Origin of the sequence: Streptomyces sp. NPDC047869 (assembly GCF_040704065.1) — a bacterium.
In the GTDB taxonomy this organism is placed as follows: domain Bacteria; phylum Actinomycetota; class Actinomycetes; order Streptomycetales; family Streptomycetaceae; genus Streptomyces.
Genome location: NZ_JBEYRK010000013.1, coordinates 66,047 through 85,609 on the forward strand (window position 1 = coordinate 66,047; position 19,563 = coordinate 85,609).

18 protein-coding genes and 1 pseudogene are annotated in these 19,563 nt (G+C 71.3%); 11 read left to right on the forward strand and 8 right to left on the reverse strand.

Going from position 1 to position 19,563, the window contains the following annotated elements; translation table 11 throughout:
• Nucleotides 1–117 precede the first annotated feature (117 nt).
• The 3 genes from AB0924_RS18740 (at nucleotide 118) to AB0924_RS18750 (ending at nucleotide 3,375) form a co-directional block, all read left to right on the forward strand.
• Nucleotides 118–1,461, forward strand: a complete 1,344-nt coding sequence (locus AB0924_RS18740) for a hemolysin family protein (protein WP_366911958.1) — start codon at nucleotides 118–120, stop codon at nucleotides 1,459–1,461.
• Nucleotides 1,458–2,471, forward strand: coding sequence for a hemolysin family protein (locus AB0924_RS18745; RefSeq protein ID WP_358930052.1), 1,014 nt, complete (start codon nucleotides 1,458–1,460; stop codon nucleotides 2,469–2,471). Before AB0924_RS18740 ends, AB0924_RS18745 begins: the two co-directional genes overlap by 4 nt.
• A 115-nt stretch (nucleotides 2,472–2,586) precedes the next feature.
• A complete protein-coding gene (locus AB0924_RS18750) occupies nucleotides 2,587–3,375 on the forward strand; it encodes an SGNH/GDSL hydrolase family protein (RefSeq protein ID WP_358930050.1) in 789 nt (262 codons plus the stop codon).
• Here the strand turns inward: AB0924_RS18750 and AB0924_RS18755 are convergent.
• On the reverse strand, nucleotides 3,372–3,506 hold the full coding sequence (locus AB0924_RS18755) for a hypothetical protein (RefSeq protein WP_358930048.1): 135 nt from the start codon (nucleotides 3,504–3,506) through the stop codon (nucleotides 3,372–3,374). The two genes, AB0924_RS18750 and AB0924_RS18755, sit on opposite strands and share 4 nt — an antisense overlap.
• Here AB0924_RS18755 and purB point away from each other — a divergent pair, their 5' ends adjacent.
• Both purB and mug read left to right on the forward strand, forming a co-directional pair.
• Complete coding sequence (gene purB / locus AB0924_RS18760; RefSeq protein ID WP_358930045.1) at nucleotides 3,507–4,949, forward strand: adenylosuccinate lyase; 1,443 nt, start codon at nucleotides 3,507–3,509, stop codon at nucleotides 4,947–4,949.
• The gene (mug, locus tag AB0924_RS18765) at nucleotides 4,946–5,494 is read left to right on the forward strand and encodes a G/U mismatch-specific DNA glycosylase (protein ID WP_358930233.1); all 549 of its coding nucleotides are present in this window, start codon (nucleotides 4,946–4,948) and stop codon (nucleotides 5,492–5,494) included. The genes purB and mug overlap by 4 nt, the downstream gene beginning before the upstream one ends.
• Before the next feature lie 4 nt (nucleotides 5,495–5,498).
• Here mug and AB0924_RS18770 read toward each other — a convergent pair whose 3' ends face one another.
• The 3 genes from AB0924_RS18770 to AB0924_RS18780 are packed head-to-tail and all read right to left on the reverse strand — an operon-like array spanning nucleotide 5,499 to nucleotide 7,614.
• Nucleotides 5,499–5,939 carry a hypothetical protein gene (locus AB0924_RS18770; protein WP_366911959.1) on the reverse strand — a complete coding sequence of 147 codons (441 nt, stop codon included), beginning with the start codon at nucleotides 5,937–5,939 and terminating at the stop codon, nucleotides 5,499–5,501.
• A 41-nt stretch (nucleotides 5,940–5,980) separates the two neighbouring features.
• The gene (locus AB0924_RS18775) at nucleotides 5,981–6,691 is read right to left on the reverse strand and encodes an ABC transporter permease (RefSeq protein WP_366911960.1); all 711 of its coding nucleotides are present in this window, start codon (nucleotides 6,689–6,691) and stop codon (nucleotides 5,981–5,983) included.
• 2 nt (nucleotides 6,692–6,693) lie between these two features.
• Nucleotides 6,694–7,614: an ATP-binding cassette domain-containing protein gene (locus AB0924_RS18780; protein ID WP_366911961.1), complete on the reverse strand. Its 921-nt coding sequence runs from the start codon at nucleotides 7,612–7,614 to the stop codon at nucleotides 6,694–6,696.
• Between the two features lie 106 nt (nucleotides 7,615–7,720).
• Here AB0924_RS18780 and AB0924_RS18785 point away from each other — a divergent pair, with 106 nt between their 5' ends.
• The 3 genes from AB0924_RS18785 (at nucleotide 7,721) to AB0924_RS18795 (ending at nucleotide 10,800) form a co-directional block, all read left to right on the forward strand.
• On the forward strand, nucleotides 7,721–8,875 hold the full coding sequence (locus tag AB0924_RS18785; protein WP_366911962.1) for a histidine kinase: 1,155 nt from the start codon (nucleotides 7,721–7,723) through the stop codon (nucleotides 8,873–8,875).
• Nucleotides 8,876–8,889: 14 nt separating this feature from the next.
• Nucleotides 8,890–9,543 (forward strand): response regulator transcription factor, encoded by a 654-nt coding sequence (locus tag AB0924_RS18790; RefSeq protein WP_366911963.1) that lies wholly within the window; start codon nucleotides 8,890–8,892, stop codon nucleotides 9,541–9,543.
• 99 nt (nucleotides 9,544–9,642) lie between these two features.
• A complete protein-coding gene (locus AB0924_RS18795) occupies nucleotides 9,643–10,800 on the forward strand; it encodes an ROK family transcriptional regulator (protein WP_358930032.1) in 1,158 nt (385 codons plus the stop codon).
• A 102-nt stretch (nucleotides 10,801–10,902) separates the two neighbouring features.
• On the opposite strand, the gene AB0924_RS18800 is transcribed toward AB0924_RS18795, so the two are convergent.
• The gene (locus tag AB0924_RS18800; RefSeq protein WP_358930030.1) at nucleotides 10,903–11,664 is read right to left on the reverse strand and encodes a GntR family transcriptional regulator; all 762 of its coding nucleotides are present in this window, start codon (nucleotides 11,662–11,664) and stop codon (nucleotides 10,903–10,905) included.
• Nucleotides 11,665–11,942: 278 nt separating this feature from the next.
• Between AB0924_RS18800 and AB0924_RS18805 the strand changes: the two genes are divergently transcribed.
• Nucleotides 11,943–12,773 carry an alpha/beta fold hydrolase gene (locus AB0924_RS18805; protein ID WP_358930028.1) on the forward strand — a complete coding sequence of 277 codons (831 nt, stop codon included), beginning with the start codon at nucleotides 11,943–11,945 and terminating at the stop codon, nucleotides 12,771–12,773.
• Nucleotides 12,774–12,889: 116 nt separating this feature from the next.
• Nucleotides 12,890–13,600, forward strand: a pseudogene (locus tag AB0924_RS18810) (PhoD-like phosphatase N-terminal domain-containing protein); the annotation flags it as partial.
• A 15-nt stretch (nucleotides 13,601–13,615) separates the two neighbouring features.
• Here the strand turns inward: AB0924_RS18810 and AB0924_RS18815 are convergent.
• A complete protein-coding gene (locus AB0924_RS18815; protein ID WP_366911964.1) occupies nucleotides 13,616–13,849 on the reverse strand; it encodes a winged helix-turn-helix domain-containing protein in 234 nt (77 codons plus the stop codon).
• Between the two features lie 210 nt (nucleotides 13,850–14,059).
• On the opposite strand from AB0924_RS18815, the gene AB0924_RS18820 reads away from it, so the two are divergent.
• Nucleotides 14,060–14,383 (forward strand): hypothetical protein, encoded by a 324-nt coding sequence (locus AB0924_RS18820; RefSeq protein ID WP_366911965.1) that lies wholly within the window; start codon nucleotides 14,060–14,062, stop codon nucleotides 14,381–14,383.
• A 65-nt stretch (nucleotides 14,384–14,448) separates the two neighbouring features.
• Here the strand turns inward: AB0924_RS18820 and AB0924_RS18825 are convergent, their stop codons facing one another.
• The gene (locus AB0924_RS18825; RefSeq protein WP_366911966.1) at nucleotides 14,449–14,607 is read right to left on the reverse strand and encodes a hypothetical protein; all 159 of its coding nucleotides are present in this window, start codon (nucleotides 14,605–14,607) and stop codon (nucleotides 14,449–14,451) included.
• A gap of 115 nt (nucleotides 14,608–14,722) precedes the next feature.
• On the reverse strand, nucleotides 14,723–19,414 hold the full coding sequence (locus tag AB0924_RS18830; RefSeq protein ID WP_366911967.1) for a peptidoglycan DD-metalloendopeptidase family protein: 4,692 nt from the start codon (nucleotides 19,412–19,414) through the stop codon (nucleotides 14,723–14,725).
• Between the last annotated feature and the right edge of the window lie 149 nt (nucleotides 19,415–19,563).

Here is a 19,563-nt window from a genome sequence, read left to right on the forward strand (position 1 = left end):
AGGGAGCACTCGGCCCTCCATGAAAGGTTGTGAGAGTCCGCCCATGGGCGATCCTCCCAGTCCGCGACACCGCGCGCCCCGCCCGGCCCTGCCCGATCATGGGACGGGGGTGACCCGATGACCGAAGTGCTGCTCCTCCTGCTGGCGATCCTGCTCGCCGTGGCCTGCGGCGCGTTCGTGGCGGCCGAGTTCTCGCTGACCACCGTCGAGCGCGGAGAGCTGGAACGGGCCGCCGAACGCGGCGAGCGGGGCGCCGCGGGCGCCCTGAAGGCCGTACGGAACCTGACCTTCCAGCTCTCCGGCGCACAGCTCGGCATCACCGTCACCAACCTGGTGGTCGGCATGCTCGCCGAGCCCTCCATCGCCAAGCTCCTCGCCGGGCCCTTCGAGGCGCTGGGCCTGTCCGCCACCACGGCGAGTACCGTCGCGCTGGTGCTGGGCACGGCCCTGTCCACGGTGTTCCTGATGGTGGTCGGCGAACTGGTGCCGAAGAACTGGGCGATCTCCTCGCCGCTGGCCGTGGCCAAACGGGTGGGCAATGCGCAGCGCTGGTTCAGCGCCGCCTTCCGCCCCTTCATCACGCACCTGAACAACATGGCCAACCGAGTGGTGCGCCGGATCGGTGTCGAGCCGGCCGAGGAACTGGCCTCCGCACGCGGGCCGCAGGAGCTGGTGGCCCTCGCCCGGCACTCCGCGAAGGCGGGCGCGCTGGAGGCGGACACCGCGGAGCTGTTCGTCCGGACACTGAACCTGGCCGACCTGACGGCGGAGAACGTGATGACCCCGCGCGTCCAGGTCGTCGCCCTAGACGCCCAGGCGACCTGTGAGGACGTCGCGAACGCGACCCGGGCGACGGGCCTGTCCCGGTTCCCCGTCTACCGCGGCAGCCTCGACTCGGTCGTGGGCGTCGCCCACATCAAGGACGTCCTGGCCATGCCCGCCGACCAGCGCACCCGCCGCTCCGTCGGCCAGGTGATGCGCGAGCCCCTGATGGTGCCCGAGTCCCTCACCGTCGACCGGCTGCTGGACCGGCTGTCCGGCAGGCGCACCATGGCCGTCGTCATCGACGAGTACGGCGGTACGGCCGGTGTGGCCACGCTCGAGGACATCGTCGAGGAGGTCGTCGGCGAGGTGCGGGACGAGCACGACCCGCACGAGACGCCCGACCTGGCCCCCGCGGGCGCCGACACCGAGGGCCGGGCCCTGTACTCCGCGGACGGCGCCGCCCGCACCGACCAGCTCGCCCGGGTGGGCCTGCGGGTACCCGAGGGGCCGTACGAGACGCTGGCCGGTCTCGTCGCCACCGAGCTGGGCCGTATACCCAGCGTCGGGGACACCGTCGAGGTGGCCGGCTGGCGGCTGGACGTGGTGGACGCCTCGGGGCGCCGCGCCGCCCGGGTGCTGCTGCACGCGCCACTGGACGACGAGGAGCACGACCGCCGGACGGAGGGGGCGCGATGACCGCCGTACAGCTGCTGATCGGCCTGGCGACGCTCGTCGTCAACGCCTTCTTCGTGGGTGCCGAGTTCGCGCTGATCTCGGTGCGCCGCTCGCAGATCGAGCCGCTCGCCCAGGAGGGCGACCGGCGCGCGAAGAGCGTGCTGTGGGGCCTGGAGCACGTGTCCGCGCTGCTGGCCGCCGCCCAGCTCGGCATCACGCTGTGCACGCTGGTCCTCGGTGTGGTCGCCGAGCCGGCGATCGCGCATCTGCTGGAGCCGGTGTTCCACGCGGTCGGCGTGTCCACGGGCGTGGGCCACGCGGTGTCCTTCGTGATCGCGCTGACCCTGGCCACCTATCTGCACATGCTGCTGGGCGAGATGGTGCCCAAGAACATCTCACTCGCCGAACCCGTGCGCAGCGCGCTGCTGCTCGGCCCGCCGCTGGTCGCGCTCTCCCGGGCACTGCGCCCGGTGATCTTCGCGATCAACGCCTTTGCGAACGGGCTGCTGAAGCTGCTCAGGGTGGAGGCCAAGGACGAGGTGTCGGCGACCTTCACGGACACCCAGCTCGCCGAGATCGTCAAGGACGCCAGCGAAGCGGGGCTGATCGACGACCGGGCGCAGGAGCGGCTGCACGACGCCCTGGAGCTGGGCCGCCGCCCGGTCCGGGACGTGGTCGTCCCGCTCCGGCGGGTGGTCTACGCGCGCGTGGGCGTCACCCCCGAGCAGTTGGAACGGCTGTCGGCCGAGTCCGGCTTCTCCCGGTTCCCCGTGGTCGACGAGGGCCGCCGGATCGTCGGCTATCTGCACGTCAAGGACGCGCTGGACGTCGTGCCGCGGGATCTGCCGTTCCGGCTGCGGGACATGCGGCCCATCGCGCGCGTACGGGAGAGCACACCGCTGGACGACGTGCTCACCGCGATGCGCGGCAGCCGTACGCACGTGGCGGGCGTGCTCGGCGACGACGGCCGGCTGGCGGGCCTCGTGACCATGGAGGACGTCCTGCGGGAGCTGTTCGGGCAGCCCGCCTGAGCCCACGCCCGGCGGGCCGCCCGGCCCCGTCCCGCCCGGTCGCCCCCGGCCCGCCCCGAGCGGTCCGAGGGCGACCGACCGACGGGTATGGAGCCGGGTTACCATCGCTGACGCCATGCACACGAATTCCATACCTCCCGCGCACACCAGCCTGGTCGCCCTCGGCGACTCCTTCACCGAGGGCATGTCGGACCTGCTGCCCGACGGCTCCTACCGGGGCTGGGCCGATCTGCTCGCCGCGCGGATGGCGGCCCGCAACCCTGGATTCCGGTACGCCAACCTCGCGGTGCGCGGCAAGCTGATCAAGCAGATCGTCGACGAGCAGGTCGACGTGGCGGCCGCGATGGGCGCCGATGTGATCACCCTCGTCGGCGGGCTCAACGACACGCTGCGGCCCAAGTGCGACATGGGCCGGGTGCGGGGTCTGCTGACGGAGGCCGTGGAGCGGCTTGCGCCGAACTGCGAACAGCTCGTGCTCATGCACAGCCCCGGCCGGCAGGGCCCGGTGCTGGAGCGGTTCCGGCCGCGCATGGAGGAGCTGTACGCCTGCATCGACGAGCTGGCCGCCAAGCACGGCGCGCTGGTGGTCGACCTGTACGGGGCGCCGTCACTGGCGGATCCCCGGCTGTGGGACGTGGACCGGCTGCACCTGACGGACGAGGGGCACCGCAGGGTCGCCGAGGCGGTGTGGCAGACGCTCGGCTACGAGCCCGAGGACACCGAGTGGCACGTCCCGGTTCCGGCCACGCTGCCGCCCGGCTGGATGCACCGGCGGATCGCCGACGCGCGGTTCGCCCAGCAGCACCTGCTGCCGTGGATAGGCCGCCGGCTGACCGGCCGTTCCTCCGGCGACGGCCGCCCGGCCAAGCGACCCGAGCTGCTGCCGTACGAGGGGCGGGCCTAGGCCCGCGCGAGGAGGCGGGCCGGGTCCCGGCGACGGGCCGGCCCGCCTCCCGGCGTGACGTGGCTCTCGTAGCTTCCGCCGAACGAGACCGTGGCGCTGGCCTGCACGAACCGCCAGTAGAATCTGGACACGTGACTTCCGCTCCCGCCAAGCCCCGCATCCCGAACGTCCTCGCCGGACGCTACGCCTCCGCCGAGCTCGCCACGCTCTGGTCCCCCGAGCAGAAGGTGAGGCTGGAGCGGCAGCTCTGGCTCGCCGTGCTGCGGGCCCAGAAGGACCTCGGCATCGAGGTGCCGGACGAGGCGATCGCCGACTACGAGCGCGTCCTCGACACCGTTGACCTGGCCTCGATCGCCGAGCGCGAGAAGGTCACCCGGCACGACGTGAAGGCCCGGATCGAGGAGTTCAACGACCTCGCCGGCCACGAGCACGTGCACAAGGGCATGACCTCCCGTGACCTCACCGAGAACGTCGAGCAGCTCCAGATCCGGCTCTCCCTGGAGCTGATGCGCGACCGCACCGTGGCCGTCCTGGCCCGGCTCGGCAAGCTGGCGGGCGAGTACGCCGAGCTGGTCATGGCGGGCCGCTCGCACAACGTGGCCGCCCAGGCGACCACCCTCGGCAAGCGGTTCGCGACCGCCGCCGACGAGCTGTTGGTCGCCCACGGCCGCGTCGAGGAGCTGCTGGGCCGCTACCCGCTGCGCGGCATCAAGGGCCCGGTCGGAACCGCCCAGGACATGCTGGACCTGCTCGGCGGCGACGCGGCCAAGCTCGCCGAGCTGGAGGACCGCATCGCGCGGCACCTGGGCTTCTCCCAGGCGTTCACCTCGGTCGGCCAGGTGTACCCGCGCTCGCTGGACTACGAGGTCGTGACCGCGCTGGTGCAGCTTGCCGCGGCGCCGTCCTCGCTGGCGAAGACGGTCCGGCTGATGGCCGGGCACGAGCTGGTCACCGAGGGCTTCAAGCCGGGCCAGGTGGGCTCCTCGGCGATGCCGCACAAGATGAACACCCGCTCCTGCGAGCGCGTCAACGGCCTGATGGTGATCCTGCGCGGCTACGCCTCGATGACCGGCGAGCTGGCGGGCGACCAGTGGAACGAGGGCGACGTCTCCTGCTCGGTGGTGCGCCGGGTGGCCCTCCCCGACGCGTTCTTCGCCCTGGACGGCCTGCTGGAGACCTTCCTGACCGTGCTCGACGAGTTCGGCGCCTTCCCGGCCGTGGTCGCCCGCGAGCTGGACCGGTACCTGCCGTTCCTCGCCACCACCAAGGTGCTCATGGGCGCCGTCCGGGCGGGCGTGGGCCGCGAGGTCGGGCACGAGGCCATCAAGGAGAACGCCGTCGCCACCGCGCTCGCGATGCGTGAGCAGGGTGCCGAGCGCAACGACCTGCTCGACAAGCTCGCCGCCGACGAGCGGCTGCCGCTCGGCCGCGAGGAGCTGGCCGCGCTGATGGCCGACAAGCTGTCCTTCACCGGTGCGGCCGCCGCCCAGGTCGGTGTGGTCGTCGGCCGGATCGAGGAGATCGTCAAGCAGCACCCCGAGGCGGCCGGCTACACCCCGGGAGCGATCCTCTGACCCGCTTCGCCCCGGCGGAACTGGAGGCCGCCCGCGACCGTCTCGTCCCGGACGTGGTCGCGGACGGCCTCCGGGTGCTCTTCTGCGGTATCAACCCCGGTCTGATGTCCGCTGCGACGGGCCATCACTTCGCGCGCCCGGGCAACCGGTTCTGGCCGGTGCTGCATCTGTCCGGCTTCACGCCGAGGCTGCTGAAGCCCGCGGAGCAGCGGGAGATGCTGACGTACGGGCTCGGCATCACCAATGTCGTGGCGCGGGCCACGGCTCGCGCCGACGAGCTGACCGCCGAGGAGTACGTGACGGGCGGGCAGTCGCTGACGGCCAGGGTGACGCGGCTGAGGCCGAGGTGGCTGGCCGTGGTCGGCGTGACCGCGTACCGGGCCGCCTTCGGCGACCGCAGGGCCGGGGTGGGTCCGCAGGAGGGAGCCATCGGTGACACCCGGGTGTGGGTGCTGCCCAACCCCAGCGGGCTGAACGCGCACTGGACGGCGGCGACGATGGCGGAGGAGTTCGCGCGGCTGCGGAAGGCCGCGGAGGAGGCCTGAGGGGTCAGGGCGGGTCGGTCTCCGTGACCACCGCCAGCAGCTGGAACGGCGGTTCGCCGTCCCACCGGGACACCCCCAGGGCGACCCAGCGGCCCGACTCCGCGCGCCACAGGTGCAGATCCGGTACGTGCGCGGCCAGCGTCCCCCACGGCTCCGCCGCCTCCTCCCCCTCCGCACTCCGCAGCAGCACGCCGGCCAGACCGAACACGTCCGCCGGCCCCCACCGTTCGGCGAGCCGCTCGCCCAGCGCGTCCCGGTCGGCCTCGTACTGCGCCTCCACGGTCTCCCGCTCGGTGCCGTCGTCCTCGTGGAAGTCGCCGCTGGTCCGCAAGGCGGCTATCAGGTAACCGGGCCCGCCCGTGCCGACGTCCGTCCTGCCGTGCTCCCGTGGGAACTCCCGCCCGCACAGCCGCTCGATCAGAGCGAGACAGTTCGCGATGTCCATGTGATCCAGTAAAACCGGCCCCACTGACAATTGGCATGCCGTCAGGCATCCCTGCGCCGCACGCTCCAGGCCCCCGCGGAGAGGGCCGCCGCCGCCCAGAGCGCGGCCACCGCGAGCCCGGTCCACGGACCGAGGGCTCCGTCATGGGCGCTGTGCAGGGCGACTTGACCGGCCCGGTCGGGCAGCAGATCGGCCACGCCCGAGGACATGTCGCCGATGACGAAGGACACGATCAGCAGGAACGGGATGAGCACGGAGAGCGTCGCGACGCCGCTGCGCAGGACGGCCGTGAGTCCGGCGGCGAACAGCGCCATCAGCGTGAGGTGGAGACCGCAGCCGACGGCGCCGCGCAGCCCCTCGGACCAGGTGGGCCCGGAGTCGCCGAGCACGGCCTTGCCCACCAGCAGTGTCACGAGGCCGGTGAGCAGCCCCGTCGCCAGCACCGGCAGGGCGATCGCCGTCACCTTCGCGGCGAACCACCGCCGCCGGTCCGGTACGGCCGCGAGCGTCAGCCGCAGCGCGCCGCCCCGGAACTCGGAGGAGACGGCCGTCGTACCGAAGGCGATCACGGCGATCTGACCGAGGTTGATCCCGAAGAACACCGAGAACAGCGGGTCCGTGTCATCGGCGTCGGCGGAGGAGAGCGCGGAGAACGCGACGGTGGCGAGCAGGACCGCGGCCAGGCTGCCGACGAGCGAGCGCAGGGTGCGGATCTTGATCCACTCCGCGTGCAGGACCGGGGTGAACGGCATGGTCAGACCTCCTGGGGCTGGGCGGTGAACTCGGCCTCGGCGGCCGTCAGATGGAGGTAGGCCTCCTCGAGAGTGGCCTTCTGAGCGGTCAGTTCCAGCACGGGCACGCCCGCCTCCGACATCAGGCGGCCGATGTCGTCCACGCGCGCGTGCCGCACGGTCCAGGTGCCGTCCTCGTCCTGGGAGGCGTCGTGGCCGTGGCGGGCGAGCAGGCCGCCGAGCGCGGCGGCGTCGGTGGTGCGGACCTTGACCCGGGGCCGCACGCGCGCGTGGATGAACTCCTGCACCGGTGTGTCGGCGAGGAGGCGGCCCCGGCCGAGGATCACCAGGTGGTCGGCGAAGGCGGCGGTCTCGTTCATCAGATGGCTGGACACGAGGACCGTGCGGCCCTCGTCCGCGAGGCCGCGCAGGAGGGTGCGGATCCAGATGATGCCCTCCGGGTCGAGGCCGTTGGCGGGCTCGTCCAGCAGGATCACCTCCGGGTCGCCCAGGAGGGCGGCGGCGATGCCGAGCCGCTGGCGCATGCCCAGGGAGTACGTCCGCACCCGGCGGCGGGCCACCGCGGCGAGTCCGGTCCGCTCCAGGACGGTGTCCACCCGGTGGGCCGGGATGCGGTTGCTCACCGCCAGGGCCCGCAGATGGTCACGCGCGGTACGGGAGCCGTGCGCGGCCCCGGCGTCCAGCAGGGCGCCCACCCGGCGCAGGGGGTCCTGGAGTTCGGCGTAGGCGCGGCCGCCGATCGTGGCGGTCCCGGAGGTCGGCCGGTCGAGGCCGAGGACGAGCCGCATGGTGGTGGACTTGCCGGCGCCGTTGGGGCCGAGGAATCCGGTGACGCGGCCGGGACGGACGCCGAAGGTGAGCCGGTCCACGGCGCGCCGGCCGCCGTACTCCTTGGTGAGGTCTCGTACGTCGATGCTGGTCATGGCAACAGCCTTGCGGGGAACGGGCGTCGGCTCCTCCCCCGCCGGTGGAGAGCGTCTCCCCCGCGCGGGGGAGGATTGCCTCCAGGACCCCTGCGAGGATGGGCCCATGGTCCGCTTCCTGCGCCCGCTGTCGCGCGGGACGACGTACACGCGTCTGCTGCATCTGTGGGTTCCCATGCTGCTGCAGAGCGTGTGGATGCTGATCGACGAGTCGAAGCCGTGGGTGCCCGCGCTCGTGCTCGTCCCGGTCGGCCTCGTGCCGGCCGTGCGCGTGGGCGAGGGCGTCCAGGGCCGGCTGCTGCTGACGCCCGGCGCGGAGAATCCCGGCATCTCCGCCACCGCGTCGGCGGGCTGGCGGGACCGCGGCCGCGTGGTGCTGTGGCTGGAGCTGCGGATCCTCCTCGGCTGGGTGACCTCGTTCTTCTCGGTGTGGATGCCGATCGCGGCGTACGAGCTAGCGAAGTGCGCCTGGGGGCGGGCTCTTTCGGGGGTGCCCCTGCTGGACCTGCTGCCGCCGGACCGGGCGTGGGCCCTGCTGGCGCCGGTGCCGCTGCTCGCCCTGTACGGGGCCGTCGTCGGACTCGGAGAGCTGATCACCGTGTGCGCTCGCCGGCTGCTCGGGCCGTCCGCCGCGGAGCGGCTGGCCGCACTGGAGGAGCGCACCGAACGGCTGCTGGAACGCACCCGCATCGCACGGGAGTTGCACGACTCGATCGGCCACGCCCTGACGGTGGCGGTGGTGCAGGCGGGCGCCGCGCGGGCGGCGGGCGATCCGGAGTTCACCGACCGGGCGCTGGAGGCGATCGAGGAGACCGGACGGGCCGCGCTCGACGATCTGGAGCGGGTGCTCGGTGTGTTGCGCGAGTCGGAGCGGCCGGCGAGCGCCCGGCCCACCCTGGCCGACGCCGACCGCCTGCTGGAGTCGGCACGCGCCTCCGGTGCCAAGGTCGAGGCCGAGGTGACCGGCCCGGTGGCATCCGTACCGGGGCCCGTCTCGCGTGAGGGATACCGGATCCTGCAGGAGGCGCTCACCAATGTGCTGCGGCACGCGGGAGCCGTCCCGGTGCGGGTCCGGCTGTCCGTGCGCGCGGACGCGCTCACCCTGGAGGTCCGCAGTCCGCTGCCTGCCGGGCCGCCCGGGACCGGGCGGGGCAGCGGGCTGCGCGGGATACGGGAGCGCGCCGCGCTGCTCGGCGGCAGCGCCCGCACCGGCCCCGACGAGGGCGACTGGCAGGTGCGCGCGGAGCTGCCGCTCGGTTGATCTACGCTGGCCGGATGCCGGTCACCGTACTCCTGGTCGACGACGAGCCCCTGGTGCGCGCGGGTCTGCGCGCCGTACTGGAGGCGCAGCCCGACATCCGGGTGGTCGGCGAGGCCGCCGACGGGGCGGCGGTCATCCCGCTCGTGCGCCGGCTGCGGCCGGACGTGGTCGCGATGGACGTCCGGATGCCGCTGATGGACGGGATCGAGGCCACGCGCGCGGTGCTGCGCACGGTGGACGCACCGCCCAAGATCATCGTGGTGACCACCTTCGAGGACGACGAGTTCGTGTACGAGGCGCTGCGCGCCGGCGCCGACGGGTTCCTGCTGAAGCGGTCCCGGCCGGCCGAGATCGTGCACGCGGTGCGGCTGGTGGCGGACGGCGAGTCGCTGCTGTTCCCGGCGTCCGTGCGGCGCCTCGCCGCCCGGTTCGGGGAGCGGCACGCGGCCGGCGCCCCGCTGACCGGGGCCGGGCTGACCGAACGGGAGGCGGAGGTACTGCGGCTGATGGCACGGGGGCTGTCGAACGCGGAGATCGCCGCCCGGCTGGTCGTCGGGACGGAGACGGTGAAGTCGCACGTGAGCGCCGTGCTGGCCAAGCTGGGGGCGCGGGACCGCACGCAGGCGGTGATCGCCGCCTACGAGTCGGGGTTCGTCGCGCCCGGTTGACCCCGGGGGGCCGCGGGGTCGACGGGGCCCGGCACTCGCCGGGGTGGGCCGGGCCGAGTACGATCCGCCCAACACGCCCGCGAGCTGGGAGGACGGACGGTGGGGCAGCTTACCGGCGGCGATCCCTCGCTGCTGCGAAGGATCAACTCCGCGGTGGTGCTGCACGCGTTGCGAGCCACGGACTGCGCGACGCTCACCGAGGTCACCCGGGTCACCGGTCTGTCCCGGCCGACCGTCGAAGGCGTCGTCGAGGGGCTCATCGAGGCGGGGCTCGTGGTCGAGAAGGCCGCCGACGAGGGCACCGCGCGCCGTCAGGGGCGGCCCGCCCGCCGGTTCCGGTTCCGGGCCGAGGCCGGGCATCTGCTGGGCCTGGAGATCGGCCCGCACCGGGTCGCGGCGCTCCTGTCCGACCTGGACGGACGGGTGCTGGGCACGCAGGCCAAGGAGGTGGCCGAGACGGCGCCGGCGGACGAGCGTCTGGACCGGCTGCGCGGCGCGGTCGCCGAACTGCTGCGCCGGGCCGGGGTGGCACGCGGCTCGCTGCGGGCGGTGGGCGTGGCCTCACCGGGCATCGTGGAGGCGGACGGGACGGTACGGCTGGGGACGGCGCTGCCCGGGTGGACAGGCCTGCGGCTCGGCGAACGGCTGAGTCGTTCGTTCAAGTGCCCGGTGCTGGTGGAGAACGACGCCAACGCGGCGGCCGTCGCCGAGCACTGGAAGGGCGCGGCGGCGGAGACCGACGACCTGGTGTTCGTCCTGGCCGGGCTCAGCCCGGGCGCGGGCGCGCTGATCGGCGGGCGGCTGCACCGGGGGTACGGCGGGGCGGCCGGGGAGATCGGCGCACTGCATCTGCTGGGCCGGGAGGTGACCCCGGAGACCCTGCTGTCCACCACCGACGAACCGCTGCACCCCCTGGACGAGCAGGCCGTCGCCGAGGTGTTCGCGCTCGCCCGGGAGGGCGACCTGCGGGCGGGGGCGGCGGTCGAACGGTTCATCCAGCGGCTCGTGCACGACGTGGCCGCGCTGGTGCTGGCCCTCGATCCCGAGCTGGTGGTGATCGGCGGCTGGGCGGCCGGCCTGGACGGTGTGCTCGATCCGCTGCGCCACGAGCTCGCTCGCTACTGCCTGCGCCCGCCCAGGGTGGCGCTGTCCGCGCTCGGCGGGGCGGCCGTGGCCACGGGTGCGCTGCGGCTGGCCCTCGACCACGTCGAGGCGGAGCTGTTCGCGGTGGAGGGAACGGTCACCGCGCGGCGGTGAGACCGGGCACCTGATCGTCGGGGCGGCGGCGACGGCCACCGGCGAGGCCGACGCCGGGCCGCGCCCCGGTGGAGTTCCGGGGCGCGGGCGGAGGTGCGTCGTTCAGGAGGCGCGCCGCTCGGGGTCGTGGTGTATCTCCACGTCGGGCGAGTCTCCGAAGGTCAGCCGGCAGGTGTCCGCGCGGTAGGTCGCCACGGAGAGCGCGGCGGTGCGGCCCTCGGCGAAGAAACGCGTGGTGAGGACGAGGACGGGTGCGCCGGGCAGCCGGTCGAGGTCCTTGGCGTCGTCCGCGCGGGCCGAGCCCAGCTCGACGGCACGGTCCTGGCCCTCCAGCTCCAGGCGCTGCAGCTCGCGCAGCACCGCACGCGCGCGTGCCGCGCCGGACGGGGCGTCTATGGCGGTCAGGTCGGGCACCGCGGCGTCGGGGATGTGGAGCAGTTCGGTGGCGACGCGCTGGCCGCCCGACATCCGGGAGCGGCGCACGATGTGCACCGGCTCCCCGGAGCCGGTCTCCAGGGCGGCGGCCACGGCGGCGGGCGGCGCGGAGCGGACGCAGTCCACGGGCTGCCAGGCGTCGTCGCCGGAGCCCGGCCAGGTGTGCTGCCGGGTGCCCACGGCCACGCCCACGCGCGGGGGCGCGACGGTCGTGCCGACGCCGCGCCGGCGCTGGAGCCGGCCTTCCAGCTCCAGCTGTTCGAGGGCCTGGCGGAGCGTGGCGCGGGCGACGCCGAAGCGGGCGGCCAGATCGCGCTCGTTGGGCAGGATCTCTCCGACCGAGAACTCCGAGTCGAGTGCCTCACTGAGCACGGTCTTGAGATGCCAGTACTTCGGTTCCGGCACCGATTCCAGCTGCGTGGTCCCCACCCTGTCCTCCGCAAGTGCCGTGGTCCGGCGGTTTTTAGCGCCCTTGTTTATTAAAGGTTGTTGCACTTATCTGCGACCATAAGGCGGCCCACACCCTTGGTCAAGACCAATCCTCGATCCCTGGGGCACAGCACAGGGGCGGCACCGCGCAGCGTTCACGCGGCGTTCGCACACGTGGGCGGGTGCGACGTCCCGGAGAAGCAAGGGGCTACCCGTCGGTAGCAATTGCTGACAAGCTGTCTACGGCGTCCGTCAGCAGCCCAGACGAGGAGCACTCCATGTCCGCCACCGCCACCTTCCCGGTCCCGACTCCGCACGGCCCGAGGGACGTGACCGTCTCCTACGCGCGCGTGGGACGCGGTGCGCCACTCGTCCTGCTGCACGGCATCGGCCACCACCGGCAGGCCTGGGACCCGGTGGTCGACATCCTCGCCACCGAGCGCGAGGTGATCGCGGTGGACCTGCCGGGCTTCGGCGCGTCCCCCGGCCTGCCCGGCGGCCTGCCCTACGACCTGCCCACGACCAACACCGTGCTCGCCGCCCTCTTCGAGGCGCTGGAACTGGACCGCCCGCACGTGGCCGGCAACTCACTGGGCGGCCTGCTGGCCCTGGAACTGGGCCGCGAGAAGCTCGTACGGTCCGTCACCGCCTTGTCCCCCGCCGGGTTCTGGACCCAGGCCGAACGCCGCTACGCCTTCGCGATGCTGCAGACCATGCGGGGCGTGGCCCAGCGGCTGCCGCTGCCCCTGGTGGAGCGGCTGTCGCGCTCCGCGGCCGGGCGCGCCGCACTGACCAGCACCATCTACCGCCGCCCCGGCCGCCGTTCCCCCGACGCCGTGGTCGCCGAGACGCTCGCGCTGGCCGACGCCACCGGCTTCGGCGCGACCCTGCGGGCGGGTACCACCGTCCAGTTCACCGACGACCTGCCGGGGCTGCCGGTCACCGTCGCCTGGGGCGCCCAGGACCGGCTCCTGATGCGCCGCCAGGGCGTCCGGGCGAAGACGATCATCCCGCACGCCCGTCTCGTACGGCTGCCGGGCTGCGGGCACGTCCCGATGAACGACGACCCGGCGCTGGTCGCCCGCGTCATCCTCGACGGCAGCCGCTGACCGGCTGAACGCCCCAGGGACGGCCCATTGTTCACCTGCGGTTCGCGCGCGCGCCGCGACGCACCAGTAGGTGTGGCTCTGCACACTGGCCGGATCCCGTCCTTGGAGGCACAGCCATGTCCCACCGTCCGTTCCCGGGCCGCCGCGGCGTGCTGCGCGGCTCCCTCGCCGCGTCGGCGGCCCTGACCCTGCCCGTGGGCCTCGGCGCGGCCCCCGCCTTCGCCCGCTCCGGGCGCCCCTCGGCGGACTGGGGCGTGCAGACCGGCGACGTGACCACCGACTCCGGTCTGGTGTGGGTGCGTTCGGACCGGCCGGCCCGGATGATCGTGGAGACCTCGGCCACCGAGTCGTTCCGCGACCCGCGCCGGTGGCACGGCCCGCTGCTGGGCCCGGACACGGACTTCACCGGCACCACCCGGCTGCACGGCCTGCCCTCCGGCGAGCAGATCCACTACCGGGTGCTGCTCGCCGACCCGGACGACCCGCGCCGCACCGGCGAGCCGGTGACCGGCACCTTCCGCACCGTCTCCCGGCACCGCCGGGACGGCGTGCGGTTCCTCTGGTCGGGCGACCTGGCCGGGCAGGGCTGGGGCATCAACCCCGACCGCGGCGGCTACCGGATCTACGACGCGATGGCGAAGCTGAACCCCGACTTCTTCCTGTGCAGCGGCGACAACATCTACGCGGACGGCCCCATCGCCGCCACCCAGGCCCTGCCCGACGGCGGCACCTGGCGGAACGTCACCACCGAGGAGAAGGCCAAGGTCGCCCAGACCCTCGCCGAGTACCGTGGCAACTTCCGCTACAACCTGCTGGACGCAAGTCTGTTGTAAGGCGGTTCTCTAGCCGTCAGCCGAGCCAGCCACGAACGACCCGCGCCCGGACCACGTGATGATGAGTCCCTCTCCCCGCAGCGCAGCCATAGCGCGATGCACGGTGGAGACGGCTACGTCGAACTCAGCGCTCAGCGCCACGACGCCAGGCACGCGCGAGCCGGCCGGATAGGTCCCGTCCGCGATGCGCTGCCGCAGGATCGCTGCAATCTGCGGGTGCACGGGCTGAGTCCTATCGATCATGGACCTAGCTTCCGACGTTTTCGGCGTTCACGCTTCCGAGGTTTCGACCCTTCGGGGGTTCGACGTTTCGCGGTACGCTCGTACTGCCGTAAACGAAAGCGTCCCCGGCGGGCCGGGCAAGGGCCACACCGGGGACTAGCCGACGCTAGGAGTCGACGTGAGCAGCACACTACCGAGCACTCCCCGCACCTCCTATGGGGAGGCGCGCTCATGACCACGCGACGAGTCACCTTCAGCAGCCCGCAGGGCGGCACGGTCTACATCAAGTCCTCTACGCCGAATGGCGTCGTGTCCCGCCTGGCCGATCACATTGAGGACTCGCGCGTCGACACTGCGCGCGTCCTCCTCGCGCTCGTCCTCCCCATGCTGGAGGCCGACAAGATGACGGCCGACGAAGCCACGTTCATGCTCGGGCGTACCGCGGAGAGTCTCGCGGAAGTGATCGCCGTCGCTGAGTCACGCGGCGAGCGGCTCCGCCCTCCCGGTGAGTACGACGAGGAAGACGACGACGAGGACGACGAGGCGTCGGCGTAGCGCGTAACGCAGACAAGCCCCCGCCCTCCCCTACTCAGGGGAAGACGGGGGCTTTGTTGTGCACCTCAGACGTCGAAGCCAAGGGCGCGCATGCGCTGCCGGTAGCTTCGTCCCGCCTCAGGGGTGCAGTAGCGCTTGACCCTGCCGGCGCCCGGCTTCTGCTCGACGACGGCATTGCAGTGCGGGCACGTGACCTCGTGGCTCTTCGCCGGCTGACCCATCATGTCTGTTCCTCCTGAACGTCGAGAGCCCCGCGGCTCCATGCCGGCTCCGCGGGGCGTGGGAAGGGCCGCCCGTCATGGCGACGAGCGGCCCGTGTGTGCGTGTGGTGTGCTTGTGTCAGACGTAGCGGCCAGTGTCGATTGCCTGACCCGTGCGGACGTCGTGAGCCTCAATCCGCTGGTCGACGAAGCCGCCGACTTCGCGGCCGTCGAGGTACGTGCGGGACTCGACGCTGACCTGAACCTGAGGCGAGCCTCCGTCCTTGGCAGCGCGAATGTCTTCCCACTGCTGCGACGTGAACACCGGCTCAGGGCTCCCGGTCCCGTTGGCCACGAGCGACAGACCGGGCGGGAGGTAGCCGCCCTCGTCGTACCAATGCGGCGAGCGGGCGAGCCACTTCGAGTAGGCGGCTGCGGGGGAGCCGTAGTCCGGGCGGTTCTTGATGTAGCCCAGACCCCACTTGATCTGCGTCTTGTAGTTCGTCAGCCAGTCGGGGCCGGCCGACGCCATCTTCGACGCGGGGAGCGCCTGCGGGATGCCATAGGCGCCGCTGGACATGTTCTTCGCATTCCAGCGCCACCCGGACTCGCCGTCCCACAGCTTCTTCAGCGGTCCGAACTGATTCGCACCCCAGCCGTAGTGGCCAAGGATGCTCTTCGCGTACTCCTGCGCGGACCCAACTGCGTTGGCGTTGAAGCCTCCGCCGGGCCCCGTCAGGTATGGCATGGGGTCGACAGGACGCCCGTTGACTCGCGCCTCCAAGTGGAGGTGCGGGCCGGTGACGTTGCCCGTTGCGCCGACCTTGCCGATCACCTGTCCCTGCGTGACGTGCTTGCCGGTGGAGGTGAGGCTCCGCGACATGTGCGCGTACAGGGAGGCCAGGTTCCCGCCGTGGTAGACGATCACATGGTTGCCGTACGGGCCGTAGCCGGCGTTACCGGTGACCTCACCGTCGGCCACAGCGTGAATCGGAGTGCCGACAGGCGCCGGGAAGTCCAAGCCCGTGTGATGGCCGGACGACCACATGGGGCCAGCCACGCCGAACTTCGTTCCGAACCCGACGTTGACGGGCTTGATCCATTGGCCTCCGCCTCCGTCGCCACCGAACATGGAGGCAACCGCGGAGAGCAGCTTGTCTCGGAGTCCGCCTGCCATCTTCGACGGCACCTTCGCGAGCACATCGCCTATCGGGGCGCTGCCTACTCCGTCACGGACGTGGGAGAGCGTGCCCTTCAGGAGCCGGTCCCACACCTTGCCGGGGTGAACCATGAGATCAGCACTGGTCTTCGCCCAGTCCAGACCCTTGCCGAGCACGTCCTTCGTCCAGTCCCACGCTCCGCCGACGAGTCCGCCGTTCGCGAAGCGGGGAATCTCGCCGGTACGGTTCATGTGCTCCAGGGCACCGAAGCCGATCTTCCGGGCGCTGCTGCGCTTGATGACGTACTCGTCCGCCATGAGGAGCGCGTGAATGGAGTCCTTGCCCGGGATTCCGCCGCTCGTCCGCCCGCCTTCGGCAAACTTCGGCGTCTCGTCGAGGAGCTTCGGAGCCTTCGGGAGTTTGTCCAGGCCGACGAATCCGGCGACCTTGTCCCAGACCGCCTTGATTCCGTGCGTGTACACGGCGTCGACGATGAAGTTCACGGGCTTAGCGGTGACGCCGGCGACTCCATCCCAGGCACGCTTGATGTCCTTCTTCGCCGCACCGAAGGCGTCGGAGACGAGCCTCAAGCCATGCTTGATGTTGTCGAAGGCAGGCTTTACGCCCTTGTCGTACAGCCAATCCGTCTTGTCCGCTATCCAGTTGGCCGCCGGCTTGACGCCGTGGTCGTAGAGCCACTTGAAGGCTTCGCCCACTTGCTTCAGTCCGTCGCGGATATCGCGGAAAGGAGGCTTGATGCCGTGGTCCCACAGCCACTTCGCCTTATCCGCGATCCATCCCGCGGCAGGCTTGATGGCCTTCTCGTAGAGCCAGACGAAGGCGTCGCCTAGTTGCTTCACTCCGTCCCAGACGAACTTGAAGAACGGCTTCAGCGCATTCGTCCAGAGCCATCCCGCGATAGCGGCGATATCCTCGAAGGCGGGCTTGAATTGCTTCTTCCAGAGCCATTCGAGAACTCCCGCGATCAGGTTGAACGCGATGACGAGGGGCGCGATCAGGACGACAGCGATGATCGCCGCCGCTACCTTCGCGGCGAGCGCGATCCCGTTCCACGCTGGGACGAAGACGTTACGCCAGAGCCACACAGCCACGTCACCGACGAGCTTGATCCCGGCCCATATGGCGTCGAAGGTTGGCTTCAGTACGTTCGTCCACGCCCACTGTGCAGCGTCGGAAATGATCTTCCAAGTTCCCTGGACGAGATCCCGGAACCACCCGAAGTGCTTGTACGCGTAGATGACGGCAGCGACGAGCGCGACAATGCCGGCGACGATAAGGACGAGCGGGTTCGCGTCGACGACGAGGTTGAACGCGAACAGTGCCAGCGTCCACAGCTTCGTCGCGACCCAGACACCGTAGATGAGCTGAATCAGCCACGGCAGGGTGTCGGCCACGCTCGCGATTCCGTCGGCCACCACTCCGATTACCTGGAGCAGCGGCGTCGAGATAGGCGCCAGGGCTGATCCGATGGCCAGGAACGCGCCCGCGATGGAGCCCAGCGTCTGAGCTATCAGCGGTCCCTTATCGTTGGCGTACTTCAGGAACGCCTCGAATTGCGGCGAGCCCTTCAGCTTCGATCCCCAGTTGGCGAACTTGCCCGACGACCGAACCATACGATCCGCGATATCGTCGATGTGGGGAAGGAATGCGTCAATGACGCCGGCGGCACCCTTGATGACGTTGCCGAAGGTGCGGCCGAATCCGACGATGGCAGGCTTCGCGCTCTTGTCGATGTCCTTCTTGAGGCCGCGCCAGAACGGCGTTTTCAGCTCACGCGACGCGTCATCGAACAACACTCCCACGGCGTCCGCTGCTGCCTTGACTAGCGGCGTCAGGCCCGGGAGGGCGCTCTTCGCTCCGTTGACGGCACGCGTCAGGAGCGGGACGACGGCCGGCGACATCGACTTGGACCAGTCGGAGAACGCAGCCTTCAGACCCTTCGGCCCCGCGATGGAGTCGTACAACTTCCGCTGTTCGGGGCTGAGCTTCGCCAGCGCCTGGCGGTACGCGTCCGTCGCCGTTGAACTCTTCTTCGTCGTGTCGACGGACGACAGCCGAGCGGATTCGACGCCACGCTCCGCGGAGGCGATGGAGTCGGCCGCTTGCGCCTGCGTGTTCGCAGCGCTCTCGACGGCATCGGCTAGGTTCCGCTGAGCGTCAGCGACGGTCTGAGCCGCCGCAACCTGTGCGCGAGCGGAGGCGCGCTGAGCGTCAGCAACCGCGCGCGTCTGGTCCTGGACGTTGCGCTGAGCGTCGGCAAGGCGGTCTGCCGCCTTCTTCACGTCGGCGTTGCCGTCGACGCCTGCCTTACGTGCCTTCTTCGCGTCGTCCTGGAGCCGCTTGTATTCCTTGCCCTGCTTCTTCTGCGACTGGAGGGCCTGATCGTAGGAGAGCTGCGCACGAGCCAGGTCGGAGTCAGACGCCGTGCCGGCGTCGTGGGCAGCCTTGACGCGGTTCAGCTCGTCGGCCGCCTCCGCCACACGGAGAGCCGCCTCACGCTGGTTCAGCGCGCCATCGGCCAACTTGTCGTTGAGGTCGTCAAGCTGCTGCGCTGCCGTGCGACGCGCGGCCGTGAGGTCGTCCTGAGCCTGCCGCGCCTGGCGCTGAGCGTCGCTGAGGGACCGCTCCGCGCGCTCTACCGCTTCCGCAGCCTGGCGCCGCTGGTCCATCGCGCGAGCCCCCGCCTGAGCTAGAGCCCGCTCCGCGTCCTCGACGCGCCGGTTGGCTTGCTCGATGCTCTGCGCCGCCTGGCGGTGAGCCGACGTGAGGGCAGCCTGAGCACTCGCCATCTGCAAGGCTTGCTGCGCTGCCTTGACGTTGCTCGCCGCGGAGTTGTCCGTCGCGCTCGCGGCTTCCTTGTCGGCTGCCGTCTTCGCCTGGATTGCAGCCGTCACGCCCTTGATGGCGGGGACCGCGACGAGGGCAAGCGCTCCGACTCCCGCTCCAGCGGCGACGGCCGCGGAGGCTATGGAGCCGATGCCGGCGGCAGCGACGGGAATGACGGGCAATGCGGCGACGGCTCCGAGAGCAATCGTCAGAGCGCGGAGGGAAGCCATTGCGCCGGCGGTATCTGCCTTGACGCGGATATGCACGTCGTCGCGATCGACGTCGTTGATCTGCCGTTGCACCTCCGCCAACGCAGCACGCGCGGCAGCCGTGTCCGTTCTGATCTGAACGCTAGGGTTCTCAGCGGCCAAACGCTGCAAACGCGCGTCGATATCGGTGATCTCCGCGAGCGCTGCGCCCGCGTCAATGTCGATTCCGATCGTCTTACCGGACAACGTCTGAATGCGGGCGCGCAAACGGTCGATGTCGGCGTTAATGCCCGTGTCGCCCAGCCTGACGTCAGCGCGCGGGAGGGAGCGGAAAGCCTCTTCGAGCTTGCGCTTGATAGCGCGCCCGAAGGTGCCTCCCACAGTCCCACCCTCACGGTCCGCGGCCACCCGCGCACGTCGTCCACCTGCGACGATGGCGTCTGGGATGTTCACCGCGATGTTGCGGGAGATGGCGTCGCCCATGCGTCGGCCGGCGTCCTCCCCCACCCTCGTGGCGGCAGGGAGGACAACGGCCTTTAGGTTGTTGTGGAAGTTCGGCGCGACGGGTACGACGTCGACGCCGGCTGTTCCGACAATGTCAATGTCGCCAGCCATCACGCCCCCGTTTCAGCCGTCAGAACGGGCGTTGGGGTCGTGAAGAACGTCATGTCGTCCGGGTGGTCGCGAAGGTTCAGGAGTTCACCGACGAGAAACAGTCGGTGAGCCTGTCGTTCAACGTCCGGAGACTCGTCGGAGCGGGCGTT

What these genes read in the sequence shown, in the direction of transcription:
- AB0924_RS18805 (WP_358930028.1), top strand. Translation starts at nt 11,943, where the DNA reads ATGTCCGCCACCGCCACCTTCCCGGTCCCGACTCCGCACGGCCCGAGG.
- AB0924_RS18790 (WP_366911963.1), top strand. Translation starts at nt 8,890, where the DNA reads ATGCCGGTCACCGTACTCCTGGTCGACGACGAGCCCCTGGTGCGCGCG.
- AB0924_RS18825 (WP_366911966.1), bottom strand. Translation starts at nt 14,607, where the DNA reads ATGATGGGTCAGCCGGCGAAGAGCCACGAGGTCACGTGCCCGCACTGC.
- AB0924_RS18785 (WP_366911962.1), top strand. Translation starts at nt 7,721, where the DNA reads ATGGTCCGCTTCCTGCGCCCGCTGTCGCGCGGGACGACGTACACGCGT.
- AB0924_RS18830 (WP_366911967.1), bottom strand. Translation starts at nt 19,414, where the DNA reads ATGGCTGGCGACATTGACATTGTCGGAACAGCCGGCGTCGACGTCGTA.
- AB0924_RS18780 (WP_366911961.1), bottom strand. Translation starts at nt 7,614, where the DNA reads ATGACCAGCATCGACGTACGAGACCTCACCAAGGAGTACGGCGGCCGG.
- AB0924_RS18750 (WP_358930050.1), top strand. Translation starts at nt 2,587, where the DNA reads ATGCACACGAATTCCATACCTCCCGCGCACACCAGCCTGGTCGCCCTC.
- AB0924_RS18820 (WP_366911965.1), top strand. Translation starts at nt 14,060, where the DNA reads ATGACCACGCGACGAGTCACCTTCAGCAGCCCGCAGGGCGGCACGGTC.
- AB0924_RS18775 (WP_366911960.1), bottom strand. Translation starts at nt 6,691, where the DNA reads ATGCCGTTCACCCCGGTCCTGCACGCGGAGTGGATCAAGATCCGCACC.
- AB0924_RS18745 (WP_358930052.1), top strand. Translation starts at nt 1,458, where the DNA reads ATGACCGCCGTACAGCTGCTGATCGGCCTGGCGACGCTCGTCGTCAAC.
- AB0924_RS18740 (WP_366911958.1), top strand. Translation starts at nt 118, where the DNA reads ATGACCGAAGTGCTGCTCCTCCTGCTGGCGATCCTGCTCGCCGTGGCC.
- AB0924_RS18770 (WP_366911959.1), bottom strand. Translation starts at nt 5,939, where the DNA reads ATGGACATCGCGAACTGTCTCGCTCTGATCGAGCGGCTGTGCGGGCGG.
- AB0924_RS18815 (WP_366911964.1), bottom strand. Translation starts at nt 13,849, where the DNA reads ATGATCGATAGGACTCAGCCCGTGCACCCGCAGATTGCAGCGATCCTG.